General features: G+C 55.1%; 17 protein-coding genes. 7 read left to right on the top strand and 10 right to left on the bottom strand.

Going from position 1 to position 19709, the window contains the following annotated elements; translation table 11 throughout:
• Nucleotides 1-36 precede the first annotated feature (36 nt).
• From J8X26_RS05635 to tssB, 10 genes are all read right to left on the bottom strand, one after another.
• Nucleotides 37-2547: a type VI secretion system Vgr family protein gene (locus J8X26_RS05635; protein ID WP_208950362.1), complete on the bottom strand. Its 2511-nt coding sequence runs from the start codon at nucleotides 2545-2547 to the stop codon at nucleotides 37-39.
• Nucleotides 2548-2628: 81 nt separating this feature from the next.
• Entirely contained in the window at nucleotides 2629-2856 is a 228-nt protein-coding gene (locus J8X26_RS05630) for a hypothetical protein (RefSeq protein WP_208950361.1), read from the bottom strand.
• Nucleotides 2853-3428: a DUF2778 domain-containing protein gene (locus J8X26_RS05625; RefSeq protein ID WP_208950360.1), complete on the bottom strand. Its 576-nt coding sequence runs from the start codon at nucleotides 3426-3428 to the stop codon at nucleotides 2853-2855. Before J8X26_RS05625 ends, J8X26_RS05630 begins: the two co-directional genes overlap by 4 nt.
• A 1-nt stretch (nucleotide 3429) precedes the next feature.
• Nucleotides 3430-6078 carry a type VI secretion system ATPase TssH gene (tssH, locus tag J8X26_RS05620; RefSeq protein WP_208950359.1) on the bottom strand — a complete coding sequence of 883 codons (2649 nt, stop codon included), beginning with the start codon at nucleotides 6076-6078 and terminating at the stop codon, nucleotides 3430-3432.
• A 172-nt stretch (nucleotides 6079-6250) separates the two neighbouring features.
• Entirely contained in the window at nucleotides 6251-6742 is a 492-nt protein-coding gene (gene hcp, locus J8X26_RS05615) for a type VI secretion system effector Hcp (protein WP_208950358.1), read from the bottom strand.
• A gap of 3 nt (nucleotides 6743-6745) precedes the next feature.
• Nucleotides 6746-8470 carry an OmpA family protein gene (locus J8X26_RS05610; protein ID WP_208950357.1) on the bottom strand — a complete coding sequence of 575 codons (1725 nt, stop codon included), beginning with the start codon at nucleotides 8468-8470 and terminating at the stop codon, nucleotides 6746-6748.
• A 3-nt stretch (nucleotides 8471-8473) separates the two neighbouring features.
• The gene (tssL, locus tag J8X26_RS05605; RefSeq protein WP_208950356.1) at nucleotides 8474-9127 is read right to left on the bottom strand and encodes a type VI secretion system protein TssL, short form; all 654 of its coding nucleotides are present in this window, start codon (nucleotides 9125-9127) and stop codon (nucleotides 8474-8476) included.
• Nucleotides 9124-10461, bottom strand: a complete 1338-nt coding sequence (tssK, locus tag J8X26_RS05600) for a type VI secretion system baseplate subunit TssK (protein ID WP_208950355.1) — start codon at nucleotides 10459-10461, stop codon at nucleotides 9124-9126. Before tssK ends, tssL begins: the two co-directional genes overlap by 4 nt.
• A gap of 18 nt (nucleotides 10462-10479) precedes the next feature.
• Complete coding sequence (gene tssC, locus J8X26_RS05595) at nucleotides 10480-12030, bottom strand: type VI secretion system contractile sheath large subunit (protein WP_208950354.1); 1551 nt, start codon at nucleotides 12028-12030, stop codon at nucleotides 10480-10482.
• 32 nt (nucleotides 12031-12062) lie between these two features.
• On the bottom strand, nucleotides 12063-12560 hold the full coding sequence (gene tssB, locus J8X26_RS05590; RefSeq protein ID WP_208950353.1) for a type VI secretion system contractile sheath small subunit: 498 nt from the start codon (nucleotides 12558-12560) through the stop codon (nucleotides 12063-12065).
• A 678-nt stretch (nucleotides 12561-13238) separates the two neighbouring features.
• Here tssB and J8X26_RS05585 point away from each other — a divergent pair.
• From J8X26_RS05585 to J8X26_RS05555, 7 genes are all read left to right on the top strand, one after another.
• On the top strand, nucleotides 13239-13544 hold the full coding sequence (locus tag J8X26_RS05585) for a DUF2913 family protein (protein WP_208950352.1): 306 nt from the start codon (nucleotides 13239-13241) through the stop codon (nucleotides 13542-13544).
• 585 nt (nucleotides 13545-14129) lie between these two features.
• A complete protein-coding gene (ltrA, locus tag J8X26_RS05580) occupies nucleotides 14130-15638 on the top strand; it encodes a group II intron reverse transcriptase/maturase (protein ID WP_208950418.1) in 1509 nt (502 codons plus the stop codon).
• A gap of 74 nt (nucleotides 15639-15712) precedes the next feature.
• Nucleotides 15713-16141, top strand: coding sequence for a DUF2913 family protein (locus tag J8X26_RS05575; protein WP_208950417.1), 429 nt, complete (start codon nucleotides 15713-15715; stop codon nucleotides 16139-16141).
• Nucleotides 16142-16487: 346 nt separating this feature from the next.
• A complete protein-coding gene (locus J8X26_RS05570; protein ID WP_208950351.1) occupies nucleotides 16488-16892 on the top strand; it encodes a TIGR03757 family integrating conjugative element protein in 405 nt (134 codons plus the stop codon).
• Nucleotides 16889-17863, top strand: coding sequence for a TIGR03756 family integrating conjugative element protein (locus J8X26_RS05565; RefSeq protein ID WP_208950350.1), 975 nt, complete (start codon nucleotides 16889-16891; stop codon nucleotides 17861-17863). Before J8X26_RS05570 ends, J8X26_RS05565 begins: the two co-directional genes overlap by 4 nt.
• Before the next feature lie 61 nt (nucleotides 17864-17924).
• The gene (locus tag J8X26_RS05560) at nucleotides 17925-19289 is read left to right on the top strand and encodes an integrating conjugative element protein (protein WP_374101269.1); all 1365 of its coding nucleotides are present in this window, start codon (nucleotides 17925-17927) and stop codon (nucleotides 19287-19289) included.
• A complete protein-coding gene (locus tag J8X26_RS05555) occupies nucleotides 19289-19636 on the top strand; it encodes a hypothetical protein (protein ID WP_208950349.1) in 348 nt (115 codons plus the stop codon). The genes J8X26_RS05560 and J8X26_RS05555 overlap by 1 nt, the downstream gene beginning before the upstream one ends.
• Nucleotides 19637-19709 lie beyond the last annotated feature (73 nt).

The following is a 19709-nucleotide window of genomic DNA, read 5'->3' as shown; positions in this document are numbered from 1 at the left end:
CTGTTAATCAGAAACTCTGAGTTCCATGAATACAAATCAGTCCAGTTCTACTTTCATTGAGTCTGATTTTGCAGCAAAAAACTCTGCTGTTTTTCCACTTTCATCGGTAATACCGGAATAAATATCACCTTTACCTGTGGTAACACGGTAGCGAGTATGAGGTTTAATAACTCCGCTCTTATCGTCACGGGCAACGAAATATTCACTGTATCCTGGTGAAAAATCATGAGATCCAGCGCTATAATTTGTGCTTCCCATCTTCTGGGCATTGGTACATTTGAGCAGGATGTTTCCCGGACACCCCAGTTCAATATTGCCACCACTCAGTTTGATATAGGCCCCACCACAGTTAACAACCAGTTCTGTCGCCGCTGTTATTTCAACCTTGCCTTCCACACTGGTGACCGTAACATCTTTCTTTGCGATAGCATCCAGACCATCATCTTGTGCCTGTATCTCCACCTTCCCCTTTGCCGCAAACAGTTTCATACCCGCCTTACGGGCCAACATGCTTACCGCTTCTCCCGCTGCAACGGTGAAGCGCTTCATCGCACTGATATCCGTATTTTTCTGCGACATAATACCTACGCTGGCACTGCCCGAAGCCAAACGGATAGCCTGTGGGCTGGTGATACTCACCCCTTGCGGCGCATTCAGTACCATGCCCGCCTGAGCCAGTTCTTTTAGCGCAGTATTTAATTTTTCCTGACTCACCGTATCAGAGGGTAAAGCCTGTGCAGTTTCTGCTGCTGACGAAAGACTTTTTGCTATCGTCAGTGCATTTTCAAGCTGAGCCACCGCTTCGCGCATGGACAGCATTTGTCCGCCCGCCGAAGGCTGGCTATCTGCAGTGATGAACACGCCTTTCCCACCGCGGATACTCACCCAATCATCAGTCCGCAGTTCAGCCCCCTCACCACGCAGTTCACGGGAGACATCAACATTGTGCCCCAAATTCAGCTGCGTTTTACCTCCGTACTCCGTACTGAGCTTGATATGCTCCTCACCGCGCTTGTCTTCCATCCGCAGTTTGTTCAGACCAGCAGTGCGTACTACGTTACGCGTGCTGTTCTTCTCGGTGACGTGGTCAACGTGGCGGGAATCGTGCAGGGCGTGGGCTATATACGGACGGTCCGGGTCTCCTTCATGGAAGGCGATGGCCACCTCTGTGCCCTGTATCAGCGGAAAGTGAATGCCGTATTGATCACCGCCGTAGGGTTTGGCCAGGCGCACCGGCATACTTTCCATACCCTGACGTTTATCATCACGGTCGGCATCAAATTTCACACGGTACAAGCCGGCCTCATCCTGCCAGGCGTAAATATCGTTGTCTTTGGCGCTGGTCACGCGTGCCGTCAGCGTGCCACTCACCACTGGGCGCTTTTTGGCTGGCGGTCTCCAGCAGCAGGTTTCGCTGTAGGGCATTGCCGCCCATCCCACCTGCAGGGCATTTTTACGGCTGGCCGTGTAGTCTGCACGCACGATAATCAGCCCATTTTCCGTGATGGCCGGCAGGGTCGGGGGGAACGCTGTTTCCGTAATAGCGAGTATCTGCGCCACCCCCAGGGTGGAGTCGGTACTGCTGCCGGTCACCGTGGTCTGGGTCGAGAGGAAGCGTTCATGCTCCATTCTTGCCCAGAAGTTGCCGGTTTCGGCAGCCGGGTTAATCTTCTCCCCGCTTTCCAGATGGCGTGGACGGTAGTGGTAGACATCCCCGTAAGTCACGCCGTCCCCGTCGCCACGGGTCATATCGGCCTGCGCGGATGTCAGGATTTTTTGTGCCTGCCGGTGGTTGTAGTCGCCGGCGGTTACCGAACTTTCCACCACGTTGTGCCAGACATGAACATCCCACACGGAGTCGACGCCGTTGTCATTCGCCCCTGACGGGCTGTTCAGCGGCAGGGTTTTCCCGAACGTCCAGGTACTCTGGGTGTCCGCAAAATTCACCACTTCGGTCTGGGTGTCTTTTTGCAGCGTGAAGAAGTAATAAATTCCCACCTCAGACAGCAGGCGCTCAATAAACGCGAGGTCATTTTCCTGGTACTGGTTTATCTGCTCACGCTTCGGATAGTCAGCTTTCAGGGAAAATGCGTATTCCCAGTCTTTCAGTCCATGCTCCTGGAGTATCTGCTTCACCACGTCCGGCACTGACTGATCCACGAAGAACCGGTGTGTGCGAAATTGATTGCCCAGCAGCGCCAGGAACGGCTCCAGTACCAGGGTGTAATGCGCCTGATCAGCCGATCCCCCTGTGCGTTCGAAGTGGGTCACCACTCCGTGCACCACTTTCTGCTCAGAGAGCGCAAAAAGATGACCGGTTCCCATCGTCAGGGTCACCGGCTTACTCAGCACCTGACGGGCATCAATATCACCGTCAACACTGGTGAAATTGATGGTATAGCTGTAAAGCTCACTCATCGCCTCAGCACCGCTGAAGTCCTCAACGTCAATGTCAGACGTACAGGACGGGATATCGAGCCGGTAGCGGTTCAGAGATTTTCCGGTCACGGCCGCAGCCGCCGTTTTCAGGGTATCAGTCAGGCTCATGGCGTTGACTCCATTATGTGATCGGTTATTCCATCAGGGCCGACATACGCCGGCAGAGGGCAGGGAAGATGACCTGCCGGATTATTTTTTCGGACGGTTTCGCCACCGGTGAAGCAGCGCAAGCAGGAGATACGCCCCGAGGCCGCACAGCAGGGCCTTGATCAGGACAACAATCATGACAAGGTTATCCATCCCTTCTTCCCCGTCACCCGGGACCGGCACGTGATTAATCACAAAATCAGTGAGCTGACCGTCCGGAAGGAAAAATGCACCGACAACGGCCAGGACAATAACGAGCAGGATTTTCATTCCGGGATAGCCTCTCCCTGTTTTTTTCGTTTTTCTTTCAGCTCTGCCTCACACATGCTGAAGTCAGGTTCACCGCGCACATCAATGCGGGCATAAGCCATCAAGCCATTGCCGCCCGGTACCGGAAAGGTGCCACGTTTGAGGAGCAGACGGCGCAGGTGCTGAAAATCGCTGTAACGGCGCAGCGTGATACAACCCCATGACACGCCCGTCCCGTCACTGTTCAGGGGATGCAGACGAAATCCACTGCGGGTCACGCCGTTGACCATCAAACTGTCCTTTTTGGTTTTGTCGCTGAACAGCGCAAACCAGTCGGCATGGTGATTACGATAGCCATGCCAGGCGTCGATTGTTTCTGCGCGTACACGGTTATAGAGGCTACCGGCAGGCCTGTCGGTGACCCAGTATGTGCCGGGCGGAATGGCCGCTTTCTCATGATCGGCACAGTCGGGGTTATTGATATAGCGCTCAATACCCGACAGCACATCAAATGCCCCGATGCCATAGCATTTCAGATACGCCGTTTTGCCATCAGCTGAGAGGTTGTCGTAATCCATCATGCAAATCTGCATCTTAGCCTCCGTGCGCCTCATCAAACGCCAGCACAATCCCCTCTTCCTCACTCCACCCCAGGGTCAGTGAAGCCGGTTTTTGTTTTGCCGCCATATGGGCGAGGAGTTGCTGACTCAGCACAGGCAAAATTTGCTGATTAAGCAGGCTGTCGACATTACGCGCACCGGTATCCGGCAGCAGGCAGGCGGCGGTCAGTGCATCAGACAGGTTTTCATCAATATGGGTCGTGAGGCCATAATGGCGGTACAGGCGCTGACTGACCTGGCCGAGCTTCATTTCAACAATGGTGCGCATCGCCGGCTCGCTCAGCGGTCGGTAAATCACCGTCTGGAAGCGAGCCAGCAGCGCGGGCTGGAAGTGGTCACGCAAAATCGGGCGCAGCAGTTCGTGCAAATCCCCTTCGGTGGCATCTGGCTGTTCATCCAGCAGCTGCATGAGGGAGTCGCTACCGAGGTTGGCGGTCATCAGAATGACGGTGTTGCGAAAATCAATTTCTCGCCCTTCGCCATCACGCATAAAGCCCCGGTCAAAGACCTGATAGAACAGATTCATCACATCCCGGTGTGCTTTTTCCACTTCATCGAGCAGCACCACGCTGTACGGGCGTTTGCGCACCGCCTCGGTCAGAATGCCGCCCTGGCCGTAACCGACGTAGCCCGGCGGCGAACCTTTTAGCTGCGAGACGGTGTGCGGCTCCTGGTACTCGGAGAGGTTGATGGTGATCAGTGATTTTTCACCGCCGTACAGCACGTCGCTTAACGCCAGCGCGGTCTCGGTTTTCCCGACGCCGCTCGGCCCAACCAGCAGAAACACGCCCTGTGGGCCGTTCTCCGAGGTCAGACCGGTTTTCGCGGCGCGCAGACGCTGGGCAAGGGCATTCAGAGACGCGCTTTGCCCGACCACGCGTTTTTCAAGCTGGTTTTCAAGCGTCAGCAGGTCGGTCTGCTCGTCTTTCATTAATGATGACAACGGCACGCCGGTCCAGTCGGCAATCACGTTGGCGACGTTGCGGGTATCGACATCAATCTGAATTAATGCGGTGTCCTGTTGCAGCTGGCTCAGCTGCTGTTGCAGGCTGTGAATTTCTTCCTGCCGGCTGATGTCCTGACGGCAGGTCATCAGCTGTTCTGCCAGCGATCTTTCTTGCGCGAAACGCTGTTGCTGTGTCTCGATATCCGCATCCAGCACGAGGCGCAGTTTTTCAATAGCAGCCAACCGTTCGCCGTGCGCGTTTCCACCGACGGCGATGTCTTCCAGCAGCGCCTGTTCTTCAAGCCGCAGCGCGGTCTGTTGCGCGTTGAGGTGGGCAATGATTTCAGGCACGGTGTCGAGGCTCATGCGCACGCGGGCGGCGGCGGTATCGAGCAGGTCAACCGCTTTGTCCGGCAGTTGACGGCCTGTGAGGTAGCGGCGGGACAACGTGACTGCGGCGCGCACGGCATCGTCGGTGATATGTACGCCATGGTGCTCGGCATAGCGAGATTTGAGGCCGCGTAGCATCAGGCAAGCGGTGTCGTCGTCCGGTTCATCCACTTTCACCATCTGAAAACGACGCTCCAGCGCGGCATCACGTTCAAAATACTGTTTGTATTCAGACCAGGTGGTGGCCGCAATGGTGCGCAGTTCACCACGGGCCAGCGCCGGTTTCAGCAGGTTGGCTGCATCCGCGCCGCCGGCCTGATTGCCAGCCCCGATAATGGTGTGGGCTTCGTCGATAAACAGCAGAACGGGGGTAGGTGACTGCTGCACCGCCTCAATCACATTTTTGAGACGCTGTTCAAATTCTCCCTTCACGCCGGCACCTGCCTGCAGCAGGCCGAGGTCGAGAGTGCGTAAACTGACGGTTTTCAGGCTTTCAGGCACGTTACCTTCGCTGATACGTAGCGCCAGGCCTTCCACCAGAGCGGTTTTTCCCACACCGGGCTCACCGACCAGGATCGGATTGTTTTTACGACGGCGGGAAAGAATATCCACCATCTGGCGTATTTCGGTATCACGCCCGAATACCGGGTCGATACTGCCCGCTTTCGCTTTGGCGGTGACATCAAGCGTGAATTTATCCAGTGCGTTCTGCAGGGCCGGGGAAAGCTCACCTTCTTTTATGTCTGCCCCGACCGGACGTCCGACGAATTCAACCTCGCCACTACGCTTCGGTGCCAGCTCTTCCTCCTGCTGCACCTTCGGACGTTCATCCGATTGCGCATCAAGCAGCGGCCGCAGACGCTCAAGCTGGCTCTGCCCCAAGGTCAGCAGCGGCCAGACACCGTCACAGCGCAGCATTTTTGGCATTTCAATCATCGCTGCCAGCAGGTGTGCACTGCGGATGTGTTCACAGCCTTCGAGTGAGGCAACCATCCACGCTTGCTTCAGTAACGCATGAAGCGTGTCTGACAGTTGTGGCCGCCCACGCACTGAGCGCGGCAGGTTGTCCAGCCAGCCGAGTAAGTCTTGCCACAGCGCATCCATGTCCCACTCATAACGGCGTGCTAACACCGTCAGGTCACCTTCGCCTTGCTCCAGCAGTTTCAGCAACCAGTGCTCGGGTAAAATTTCAACGTGGGCGCGGGTCTGGCACAGGCTGGCTGCACCGTCTAACGCACGGGCACAGTAAGGATTAAGACGACGTAACAGGGCGGCTGAATTTTCCATAACTCTCTCTTTTGTCTTTCCAGGCACGCTACCGCCCATCGCTATTCCCTGACTATCAGGAACCCAAAGCGCATTAGGTCGGGGGCATGGAGTGATGTATTTTTTGCTGAAAGCCCGCACAGCAGACGTTCAGCAAAAAAATTGCGGACAGAAAAACCTGCCCGCATCAGGCTTACGCCGTGGCGCGTTCGTTCCAGGAATCGGAATGAATGATGTTGCCGTCTTTGTAGGTCCAGGTGATTTTTTCGTAGCGCAGCTCAAGCTGCTCAAGATGGTTGTGTTTCTCGTAAGCCGGGTCTTTCACGTCATGCATTACCGGATTGACCTTCACCACCTTTACGTTTTCCAGTTTGGTGTTGAAATACTCCACTTCCTGACCTGCATCGTTAATTTTGTACCACTTGAATTCTGCAGACTTCAGGGTCTGACCGGTGGTCACCGCCTTGTACAGGTACGGACTGGAGGAGTCGATTTCCTTGGTGAACAGGAACGGCGTGTGGATACGGGTGCCGGTCAGCTTGCCGGTGTTGTTGTCGGTCGGAATATAGACGTTGTGTTCCTGAGCCACCACTTCGATGCTGCCTTCGCGGTCTTTAACGTCAACAGACCCTTTAATGTCCGCGCCGCCGTCGTCTTTCAGCCAAAGATAAACAGGAATTGCCATGATTTATTTCTCCATTTCTTGAGTTGAAACGTCACGTTCATCCGGTGACGCTGGTTTTGTATCGGGTATCTGACAGGCATCTGCCTGCGGTACCAGACTGATTTCGACACGCCGGTTGAGCGCTCGCCCGTCCGGGGTGTCATTGGTTGCGATCGGGCGGTTTTCACCATAGCCCTGCACGGCAAAACAGCTTTCCGGCACGTCACCGGTGTCGCGCATCCAGTCACGTACCGCTTCGGCACGCTCACGGGAAAGCCGCTGGTTAAGTCCGGGGTTACCGGTGTTATCGGTGTGGCCAGCGACCACAATCAGCCAGCCCGGCTTTGCTTTAATGCCGACCAGCGAGTTGATGAGCATTTTGGTTGAGCCAGCTTTCAGTGCCGATTTACCGGAATCGAACAACGACATGCTGTCGAGACGGAGGGTCTTTGGTCCCTGGATGATGTTATTGATCACCAGCGGCGGGGGAGGAGGCGGTGCCCAGTCATTGATGGCGGTTTCAACGGGCGGAACCAGACGCAGCCCCTGATACAACCCAAGCCGGTAGCGCAGCGGTTCGCCGCGGCGCTGCCAGCCATCCAGTAGTGCAGCGTCGGCGCGCAGACGCTGCTGTGCACGCAGTTTTGGCGCAACCGGCTGACCGGAAAGGGGGTGATACTGGGCGAGATGATCGCCGACATTGCGGATAAGGCACTGGTTATTCACCCAGGACGCCAGCATGGCCAGGGCAAGGAAAATTCCCCCCATCAAGCCGGCATAACGCCAGAACACCATCCGATGGCTCACGCCCCGACGGCGCGGCAGCGCAGGTAACAGTAGTTCAGGCAGCGGCAAAAGCGCTTCTGAGTCCGCACGGTCGGGAGGCAGCCCCGTCACGGCGGCAATATGTTGTTGCCAGAGATTGTTGCTCACCCCCTTTACCGGCACCATGCAAATCCCCTGAGCACAGAGCGTCATGGCGGGCAGTTCACCCTGACGGGCAGATAGCTGACCGTCGACAGCGCAAGCCTGCCAGCAGAGCAGGCTGTCCAGCCACAGTCCCTGACTCAGACGGGACAAATGCCCGGCGGCATCGTTTTCACGGGCCCATTCGTCCAGCCGGAGATTGCCTTGCCCGGGCTGATGGACCTGGATACCTTCCCGCCGACAGGTGGTGGTAAACCAAACCGCATCGGCACAGGCCGCCGCCGGGGGCGATACCCAGGTGACGGTCCACAGCGGGGGAATACTGCCAAGGGCAGAGCGACACTGCACCACGGCACGTTGCCAGCCCCGCAGGGTCTGGGTAAAATCATCAATAGAGGTATGATGCTCAGGCAGTACTGCCAGCAATACAGAGACCTGTGAAATCAGCGCCGGGCGTACCTGGCTCAAGTGCTGTACCAGCAAAGGGAGCCGCTGCGCATCCTGGACCCACAGGTACCAGCCCTGCCGCGTTTCGCGGTGGCAGGTCCCGGGTGCAAAGAGCGCGGCACTGTCGCCACAGGCCAGAATGACGGCCCCCTGAAAATCTTCCGGAGGCAGGTTTTCATCTCTTATTTCCCTGACGGCTTCAGCGCGTGCCTGAGATACCTGCCACTGACGCCAGAGCACGACGGCGCACACCAGAATCACCAGCAGACTCAGTGCAACACGGCTTCCAACGGACAGCGGCCAGAACCCCAGGATAAGCCACAACGACAGAACGGCACCCAGCACCGTTAACAGATTCCGGTAAACATCGCGCATCGCTTACCCCGGCCTGACGGTCTGGCTCACCAGTTCGGTGAGAGAAGACGAGAGGAAAAACCAGAGTGCAGCCAGTACCACTGCCCCGACGACCCAGAACAACCAGTATCCGCGGCGGCCGCTGCGCAGCCGGGAGGCCCGGACCACAATCGGTGCATCCTGTGTCAGCGTAAAGGGCGGTACCCGTTCGCCGAGCGCTCTGACCACATCTTCACGGCGTTCATCGTCCTGAGCACGGTACTGCCCGACAAAGCCCAACTGAAGCGTGCGGTACAGGCAGGTCAGCACCGCCGTGTCCGGCGCGGTTTCTTTGAGGAGGTGGCGGATACGTTCCCAGAGTTCTTCCCCGGCATTGAGCGTGCTAAAGAAATGCGCCTGCAGAGGGTCACGACGCCAGGCCAGATAGCCGTCATCCGGGGTCCCGCGGTTAAGCACACTCTCATCGAGCAGCGCGCACAGGGCATACACCATGTGATCACGGTTGATGTCACTGTATCCGGCCTCTGTCAGTGCAGTGCGTGCGTCCTGCACCAGACGGCAGGCACGGCGATACAACTTTTCACCTTCGTGGACTTCCTGCCCACCGCGCAACTGACTGGTCAGCAACCAGCCGGGATAGAAAATACGTTCAATTTGGCTCAGACTGGATTTATTCATGACCGCAGCACCGCAAAGAGTTCGAGGTTCACATCCCCCAGAGAGCCTGGGGTGTAGAAGGTACAGCTCCCGGCTTCCAGCATCGCCCGAGCGGCTTGTGTATTCAGGTCCAGCGAGAAGTACTGATTTTCCAGACGTAACGGGATGGCGGCGGGAACGTGGGTAAGGGGAGTGATGACCATGCCGCTCAGGGCCGCATTCACCACATCCGAGACATCATCGAGACTGCCGGCCTTACACAGCATCGGGAATTTGACCTGCAGCTCGTGATTTGGCATGGAGGAACGCACGGAGAGATAGAAATCCGCGCCTTCGCGCAGGCGCGCATCATGCAGGGAGCCTTTCCAGATTTGGTCGTGATGTTCAAGCCCAATGCTGACCACCCTCGACGGCAGGCTGGCTTCCAGCAGTTTGTCCAGTAGGGTAAGCAGGGGCGGGAACACCTGTTCGGGCGCCTCGTGCTGGTACGCCGGAACATCCCCGGCATCGTGTTCCAGCGAAAACGTCAGCAAGCTGCCGGCAAGGCGCGTCAGCTCCCGGTATAACAGTTCCGGGTGGCGCGACGGCGTCTGCAGCAGCTCCGCCAGTACCGGTTCGGCGCTGTTAAGGGCGTTAAGCAGCCAGAACAGCGACACGTCGGCCACCGCAAAATCGGCCATCCGCTCATTGCTCTCACGGCGCATGGCCATCAGACGGCGGCGGCGCGCCTGCAGGCGCACGAGCAAATCGCCCAGTTCAGCGACCAGCCGCGGGCTGGCAGATAAAGAAAGGAGCGGTGGAATGAATGCCGGGTCGCGGCTCCACAGCCCCTGAGCATTGCGGACCAGACGGGCAACCGGGCAGGTTAAATACGCTGTATTTTCCTGACTCGATAGCCTCAACGTGATGGCGTTTCGCAGGATCGCCAGTTCGCCACTTTCATGGCCTGCCAGCTCCTGTACAACGACACGTTCTGCTTTCCAGCGACGCGGACGGTCGCTGTCCAGACCATTGTCCAGATTTCCCCCGTTAGCGTTCATCAGCGGCAGCGCCACCACCACGTCAACGGCATCACTGCCAGAGGCTGATGAGAGGTCACAGACGGGCGGAAGATTATCCGCAAGGCTCGAATCTACCACGGTACCGTCCTGAAAACGCACGATCATCCGGATAGCATTCAGACGCGACAACGCCAGTGCTGCATCATCAAACTCTGCCGCCACCACGCCCCAGGGGTGTGCAATCCCCATTTGTGCGACGGTGTCGGCAATATGCGCGTTCCAGCTGGCCTGTTGCTGAAACTGTTGCGGGGCCAGTGCGGCCCCGTCTTCCCAAAGCGGGCGATAAATTTTCATCCCTGATAACCCCTTGCCTTATGATTTGGCTTTTGGCATCTGGGAAACCAGTGACAGATTCACGTCCATGCCTTCAACCTGGAAATGCGGCACGGCGTAGAGTTTCACGCGGAAGAAGCCCGGGTTGTCTTCAATATCTTCCACGGTCACTTTCGCATCGCGCAGCGGGTGAGAGGCCTGCAGATCGTCGCCCGGATCGGTCATTTCGGTGACCAGGCTGCGTACCCAGGTGTTGAGCTCCAACTCCAGCAGGCGACGGTCTTTGGTCGTACCGATGTTTTCACGCTGAATAAGCTTCAGGTAGTGCGCAATACGTGACAACAGGAAGATGTACGGCAGACGCGAATTGATGCGGCTATTGGCCGTGGCATCGGCGGTGTCATACAGCACCGGTTTCTGCGCGGAGTTAGCCGAGAAGAAACAGGAGTAGTCGCGGTTTTTATAATACGACAGCGGAATGAAGCCGAGGTTAGCGAATTCAAACTCGCGGGTTTCGGGGATCATCACCTCACTCGGGATTTTCACCTGATTGCCGGTACCCAGGTCATACAAGTGGATAGGCAGGTCTTTCACTGCACCACCGGCCTGCGGGCCACGGATTTGTACGCACCAGCCGTTGTTGATAAAGCTGCGCACCATGTTGGCCGCAAAGGCAAAAGATGCGTTGGTCCACAGGTATTTGTCGTGATCAGGGCCTTTTACTTCTTCGACATAGTTGAAGCTGCGCACCGGCACGGTATCCGGGCCATATGGCAGGCGGCCCAGCACACGTGGCATCACCAGACCGATGTAGCGGGAATCATCTGTTTCGCGGAAGGATTTCCACTTGATGTATTCGGCACGATCAAAGTAGTTGCCGATATCTTTAATGGCGGCGACTTCTTCCATAGAATCTTTCAGGAAGAATTTCGGACCCGCAGCACCGATAAATGGCATATGGGCAGCGGCTGAGACTTTTGATATATTACGCAACAGCGCCACATCCTGCGCGGAAGCATCGAATTCATACGCAGAAATCAGCGCACCAATCGGCTCTCCGCCCGGGGTGTCGTATTCATCAATATATGTATGTTTATACAGCCCGCTCTGAATAATTTCCGGCGCGTCCTCAAAATCCTGACGCAAATCGTCTTTTGACAGATCAAGTAATTCGATTTTGACGTTCTGACGGAAATCGGTTTTATCGACCAGGGATTTAGCCCCGCGCCATAAAGATTCTGTACGCTGGAAAGCCTCATGGTGCATGACTGCATCCAGTTGACGGCTAATCTGAAAATCCAGAGCCGCGATATGATGGTCAATCAGCGTTTTGTCCAGCTTTTCAACCTTCGAACCCGCTTTGCTCAGGCACTCTAGGAATACCTGCATCCCGGCAGTCAGACGCTCATCGGCTGTCGCATCAGACATCGCCTGGCTGTCTTGCCAGTTATCCAGTGCGCTCAGCTCTGACACCGGGTTCAGGTTGATTTTTTCAAACAGAGACACATACACACCGCCCGCTTCCGGACGTTCCAGTACCATACTCTCACCGCCAGCTGCAGCGTTTTCATTTTTTACAGACATCAGCATTCCTTAATTAATCCGTTAAGTCATCGCGACCGTTATGGCTGTTTCGGTGCCAGAGCAGAAAGTTCGCTGCGCAGTTCGGCGCTGAGCGCGGGGTCAACCAGAATTTTCTCCAGCTCTTTACGGAAGGCCTGGTTGTCCAGCAGGTTGGCTTTGAGGTCGCGGAGGAGATTACGCATGGCCAGCATGGCTTTTAGCTGAGGGATCTGACGGGCAACCTGTTCAGGCTCGAAGTCTTTCATCTGAGCGAAGGAAAGGCTGACGTTTTCTTCGCTGCCGTCACCGGCCAGGGTATTTTCAACGCAGAGATTTACAGAAGGAGAGAAGTCGGCTAACACGCTGTCGAAATTATTTTTATTAATGTTGACCTTTTCACGCTCAGAAACAGCACGCTGTTCAGCGCCATTACTGTAATCACCCACAACGACCAGCTTGAGGGGTAATTCGACTTTCTTTTGACTTCCTCCCGTGTGTAAATCCAATTTTATGTTGACGCGCGCTTTGGGGATCTCAGACTGATAGGAGTTAGACATGGCTGTCCCTGTTCTATGAAGTGATAGAAACGGTCAATGCCACTGAGAAATTAATAAGAATGGCTAACCCTGCCAGAACCACCTCCCCACTCACGTCATCCGTCGACGCAAACAAATCCGGAGCTTTAAGCGGAAACAACCCATTCACCAGCGAGCATGACACGTGATTTTAGGCATTCTTCTGAAATTGAATAATTTCGGATAAGACCCTATAGGCGGAGTGTAGAAACGTTAGGCGGGTCATTGGAAATGAAAATATGTAACATAAATTTACAAGTCATGAATTTAACAAAAATAGATCATCAATATGATTTATAAGAATTTTCTCGCAATAACCCCTACAGGCCTTATGGGATAGGGGTGTGCGGTAAATGATCAATTTGACTTAAGACCTCAATCGTACAAAACACAATCAATAGTACGAAGGATCAGGTTTTTACTTTTATCAAAAAAATGTGAGGCGGCGCATTATTGAGAATGCGAAAAGATATTGATCGATTTCAACAGCACAATTTACTTCGCCACTTAAATGAAATTTATTGATGAACTCTAAAGTTGTATTTGCCAGATGCGGGCAGGGACTGTGTCACGCAGCCATGTCCTCAGTCTCATTTCAGGTGTCAGGTAGCAAGAAAAACGCTAACATGGTTTGATATGAATTGAGATAATGTGCATTACATGACACCGATTACACCTCACACATTGACAGACTCCCCCGCAGCTCAGACCGTTACCGATGCCTTGGGCCATCTTGCTTTTTGCGCTCTGGCCGCTTTGCATATCGCACGCCAGGATGGGAGCATCAATTCCTCTTATGCTGAAAACTTATTTATCCTGCGGTGGCTGGCACAGGCTCAGAAGCAAAAACGTTTTCCTAAAATCGTGTCACAGGACATTGTGTGGTGTGTGCCCGGAGTTCAGGGCGAGCATGGATGCTTATATGAACCACGAGTCTATCTGGAATGTGGTATCGGGGACTCATGATGAGGAACCGAGACACCCCATCGGCTGTGACGATGATGAGCCTGAGCGGCAGTGACCTGTGGCATGCCCGCAGGGTGATGTAACCCGCTGACAACGGGGATTGAGGCGAGATCACTAAGCCAATACGATCCTCAAGGCTGAGTGTTGAAAGGTTGAAGAACATGAACCCATTAATCCGCCTCTGAGGGTTGAAATGTCACCACGGCTTACGTGATCTGATAAGCCGTTCAGAGGGCACCGGCAGCACACAACTGCCTAACGAAGGTGTTCTAACAGCCATATAGAACACTGGGACAGCAGCCTTTACCACAGTTCGGACTGCTGACTTCTGACAACTTGCGGCAAGCAAGGATAAAGAGTGCGATGGGCAACCTCCTCAATATGTTTGAGTCCAGATAGGTAAACCGGGGAAGGTCAATGACGGATGTTAAGGGGGCATGGCTCCGATGACGCATTGGCTGGCGGAGCTTCCGTAGTAGTCCGAGATGGGGAAAGCCCATTACATGGCGAAGGGAAGCAGTTTAAATGTGTTTGCCAAGCAAACTAACTGACCTAACGAGGTGAAGACCTTTGATAATCAGCGAAATGCAACGCAAGTTAGCCATATGGACAGCAACGAAACCGCATCTACGTATCGATCGGTTGCTGCGCCTGATAACGCATCCTGACTGGCTGGCAGAAGCGGCGCGGATCACTCTGTCCGCAAAGGGCGCTCATACGCCCGGTGTCGATGGAGTGAACAAGCTCATATTGCAAGCCAGACTGGCGGATGAATTGCGCATGCTCAGGGAAGAACTTCTCTCGGGTAACTATCAACCGCTGCCGGCCAGACGGGTCTATATCCCCAAGGCCAACGGCAAACAGCGACCGCTCGGTATCCCTACCCTGAGAGATCGTATTGTTCAACGAGCCATGTTGATGGCAATGGAACCTATCTGGGAGAGTCATTTTCACACGCTCTCATATGGTTTTCGGCCAGAACGCAGTGTCCACCATGCTATTCGCACGGTGAGAATACAACTCGCAGACAATACGGTAACGCAGGGGCAATGGGTTATTGAGGGCGACCTGTCCAGTTACTTCGATACAGTGCATCATCACCTGCTAATGAAAGCTGTCCGCGGTAGGATCAGAGACCTCCGTTTCATGGAACTGCTGTGGAAAGTAATCAAGGCGGGGCATGTGGATGCAGGGCTTTTCCGAGCTGCCAGTGAAGGAGTACCTCAGGGTGGGGTTATATCACCTCTGCTGTCGAACATCATGCTCAATGAATTCGATCAGTACCTGCATGAGCACTACCTGAGCCCGAAAGTTCGGAGAAAGCGTCTGCACTGGAACCACAGTATCCAGATGGGTCGACCTAAAGCGATCAGAGAAAACAGGCAATGGAAGCCAGCGGTAGCTTACTGCCGATACGCCGATGATTTTGTTATCATCGTTAAAGGCACCAAAGCACATGCGCAAGCCATTCGAGAAGAATGCCGTTGTGTGCTCGAAGATAACCTGAAACTTCGGTTAAACATGGAAAAGACCAAAATCACCCATGTAAATGACGGATTTGTTTTTCTGGGGCATCGGATCATCCGCAGGCGAAGTCGCTTCGGCGATATGCGTGTGGTAACGACAATCCCAAAAGTCAAAGCCAGAAACTTCGCCGCATCACTGACGGTACTCTTATCAGGTAACTACAGTGAGAGTAAAATCGGTATGGTTGAATTACTCAACCGGAAACTGAAAGGCTGGGCGACTTTCTATCAATTCGTTGACTTCAAAGTCAAAATTTTCAGTCATATCGACCAGGTGGTGTTCTGGAAACTGGCTCATTGGTTGACCCACAAATACCGCTCCCGTATTAAGCCTCTGATGCGCCGATGGTGCAAGGCACCACAGCCAGGTCAAAGCAAAACCTGGGTTTTGTTTGGCAAGGCCAATAATGGCAAATTATGCGGTGAAATACTGTATCGGTTAGTAGGACAAGGCAAGAAGCAATTCCGTTGGCGTCTGCCCGAGGGTAATCCCTACCTAAGAACAGAGCCCAGAAACACGCTGACCTCACGCTATAGAGATGTGGCAATGGCATTAGCCAGCGTTTAAATGGAGAGCCGGATGCATTGAGAGGTGCAAGTCCGGTTCGGAGAGGAGAGGCCGGGAAATAGTTCGACTACGCCCTGCCTCTTACTCTACTGCTGGAACGAGGCCGCAGACGGGGGACGGATGCCAACCTGCGAAAGCACGTCGAATATTTGTATCGGTCTTGTACCAGCGTCATCGAAGAACAAACAGACCTGTTCAGACTGACCTACGCGATTGAAACGCTAAAAGAGCGGGGCTGGCAGAACCAGCTTCTCTCTGCCAGAGAATGGCAACAGCCGGAGAAGGCCGGGTTACCGGCAGGGCGCTCCGTGCTGTATACCGAGAAAAACGCATTACACGCCAGTTTTGATAATGAAGGGTCGCTCCGGCAACCTCTGCCTTTAATGGCGAGTGGCGATGTGGATGAACTGGTGCGTATTTTTAGGGAATATGCGTTATTGCTCAATACCATTCCTTCGCCTACATCACTTCAATGCCTCGTATTGGAAACCAAACCCTCGTAACCACGCTCTTGCTGTCACAAGCCGTATGTCATCGGATATGATCTTTTATATACGGATACTTTTCATTGTTATGCCTGCCTGATTCGAATATTGCTGGTGAGTCTCTGCCGTTCCCCTACCTGCTGACTATGGGGGGATCCGCAAAGCATTTACCTGAGAAATAAAACGAACTACTTACCCTTTTGAGGCACCGAATGCGGTCGTCATTTCCAGGATTGTGTTCTGTACAGGCAGCGGGCGCGAACAGGGAAATTAAATTTTCGCGGTCAGATGTAGAGTTGTTTGCTGACAGTGAATACCGTATCAACGCACTTTAGGCGGGTTATCCGCTTAAGGAGTGTTCACCATGAAAAGACTGATTGTCTTTCTGCCGGCACTGTGGCTGTCTGCAAGTGCCTGTGCCGGCACCGTCATCTATACCGACAGCACCCATCCTGTTTCCGTGAATCATCCCGATATCCCAGTCGTTTACCTCGATGCGCCTGAGCGATTGCAGGCGAGCATATTCGGCACCCTGCCGGCAAATGCGGCCCTGGCCGAAAGGCAGGCCCGTGACGTTCTGAGTCACCCGGAATTTATCGCACAACAGCAGCAACTGGCCGGTGCCTACCAGGGACTGATGAAGGCCTGGTCTCTGGGCCTGACCAAATATCCGGCGGTCGTATTTGACGATAAATGGGTGGTCTACGGGACCACTGACGTCAGCATGGCCATGGAGTATATGGCAACGTTGAAGGGGGCAAACCAATGACGCTCACTTCCCGACGTTCCCGGCGGCTACTTTTGGCCACGTTGTTGACCGGCAGTGGCCTGTGCATGGCCAGCGTCAACACGGCCAGTCTGATATCTAGTGCGGCCAGCATCTCTTGTATCAGTTGGAAGGTGAAAGGCATCTGCTACTGGTTGCTGTGTACGCCTTTGGGTTGCTCGGTCAAAACGTCCGTCAAGGTTGAACATTTTATTCCGGAGGTCGTGGTGTCTGCGTATTCCGGCCCGGGAGACAATCCCTGGACGGAAATGTCCACCGTCAGTGATGCTGCAGGCCTCGGGGAGAATGGCTTGATGGGCGCACTCAGCGGCGTCAGCGCCGGCGGGGGACAGCAGGAAATGAAAGCCCCGGGGATGCGTAAACAAAACCTGCATTTTCGCTATGCCGACGCCTATGGGCATCCGGCCACCACCCTTATCGGGGGACAGATACCAGGGTACTCCTGCAAGTCCGCCGCCATGCCTTTTGTTCCCTACTTCGTCAGTTCGCTCGATGCGCTGGTTTGGCGAAGCGGCCTCCCCGAAGGCCTGTATCCGGAGGCCCTTGTCCCCGGCCAGCGTGAACTGGGCAGTCAGGCCGGGGGCAACATGTGGGGAAACATCTATCCGCGCAGCGGCTTTGTCACCCAGGAGGATGGTTATAAGTCCGCTGCCGTCGTCGCCCAGCGCGTGGCCGACGTCATCACCCGCACCGGCCAGTTGCACGTCTATCAGCCACTGGTGGGGCAGCGCTCTCCTGGCTACTGGCCGCCTGCGCCGGTGAAAGAGAATACCGGCACGCAAAACCATAAGTGGCAGCGTCTTTCTCCGACGCTCTCCACCACCTGCGCTGTCTTCCCCGACAGCGACGCGACGGTCACTGAGGACGGTAATTATGCCTGGGCGCTCTGGCAACCCTACAGCTGCTGCAAGCGACGCGGGCAGACTTTCCTTTCCAGCACCGATTTTTCGTGAGACTCACATTATGACAATGCCAACAAAAAGTAATTTCGCTCTTCCTTTGATGCTGCTGGTGATGTTAATCGGTGGCACGACGTATGCGGATGCTGCGGTCACCGCCTCTTCCAGCGGTGCTTCTGCCAACGGAGCCATCAGCGATGGTCTGTTTTACTCCATTGGCGGCGGCTCGGTCATCTCGCCGCCCGCGTCACGCAACAGCATGACGCGTTTAGGCATGAACGCAGGTATGAGCAGCGACCTGATGTGCGGTAATTTTGACCTGAAAACGACGGTCGGCAACCAGCTCAACGGTGTGACCAGCGGCTTTAAGGATCTGATGGGTACCGTTATTCAGGGCGCTACCGGTGCGGTCTCGAGTATGCCGGCGATGGTTATCCAGCGCGCCAATCCCGGGCTGTACGAAATGCTGACCAACGGCGTGCTGCAGGCCGGACTCAGCTTCGATAAAGCCAAGCTTAACTGTCAGAACATGGCCAATAAAATGGCCGACTACACCATGGGAAATAAATGGACGCAGGCGGCCGTCACCGAGGAATACAAGGACATTGTCGCCTCCAGCGACGGCGATGCCGTCAGCAGCGACCAGAAGCTGCAGAAGGCGACGGGTGAGGAAGGGGCGACGTGGATCGGTGGCCAGAAACGCGGCGGAAAAGGTCAGCCGGCAATCAAACCGACGCATGACCTGGCCAAGGCCGGCTACAACATGATGAACAACCTGCCGGTGACCAGCAATGGCAGCGTTGGCGCTTCCAGCTGTAACGGTTCCGTGTGCCAGCGTTATCCGAACTCCGAGGCCGCAGCGACCGCCGTGGTGAAAGTACTGGGTGACAGGTCGATCCGAACTTGTCGTGATGCCAGCGAGTGCGGCGGCGGCGGGGATGAAAATGCCGCCGGCAGCACGGTCGCCGGCACCGGTTTTTCACCGATACTCGAAGATACGACGAAGGAAAACCTCGAGCAGTTAACCAAACTGGTCGGGGGTTCTGAAGCGCCGACCACCGATAATCTGGCCAAGCTGAAAACGGGCAGCCTGGTTGTGACCCGCGGCGTGATCCAGTCACTGAAGGATGACCCCGACAGCGGTGCACTGGTACAGCGCCTCGCCGGTGAACTGGCCATGTCGGACACCGTGGAGCAGGCGCTGACTATGCGACGCATGCTGACAACAGGCCAGTCTGAACCCAATGCGGCCGACCAGCCGGAAGCGCTGGCCGAGGGCGACCGTCGTGTTGATGCGCTCGACCGGGAGCTGGCCGCGCTGAGTAACGAAATGGCACTGAGGAAGTCCATCAGCAATAACAGCCTGCTCACAACCCTTGAGCGTCAGGGTGTACGTAATCAGGATAGCCGACTGCAGCAGCACAGCGGAAGTCAGGATCAAGGCTTCAATAACATGACCCAGAAATCAGGACCTCAATAATGACGACACCCGTCTCCCCTCAGCGTCGTTTTGGCCGTACTCGCCGTTTCGCGCTGACTTTTCTGGTTATCCTCGCGCTAACCGTGGGGCTTTTTTTGGTTGCTTCGTTGCTGTTTGAGGCCGATCCGGATGGGCATAAGGTGCGCGACTGGCTAAGTGCCAACCGGTACGGTCTCTTTCTCTGGCGGCTGATAATTTATACCGGGCTGTGCTGGGCATGGTTTTACGTTGTACGTCCGCAGGTTGTAAAAAAATCCCCGGGTCATCCACTTCACCGGCTGGAGTGGATGGCGGTGGGTTTTATCATCGTTATCGAATTCGCCGCCTGGCGTTCCGTACTGGCATAAGGGGAATGAGATGAACGCATCCCACACCACGACAGCGGAGTAATGAATTAGCAATCAATGACCACTTTTTCAG

This window comes from Rahnella sp. ChDrAdgB13, assembly GCF_017655185.1.
In the GTDB taxonomy this organism is placed as follows: Bacteria; Pseudomonadota; Gammaproteobacteria; order Enterobacterales; family Enterobacteriaceae; genus Rahnella; species Rahnella contaminans.
The sequence above is the reverse complement of the archived record's forward strand: the minus strand, read 5'-3'. Positions and strand labels throughout refer to the sequence as shown.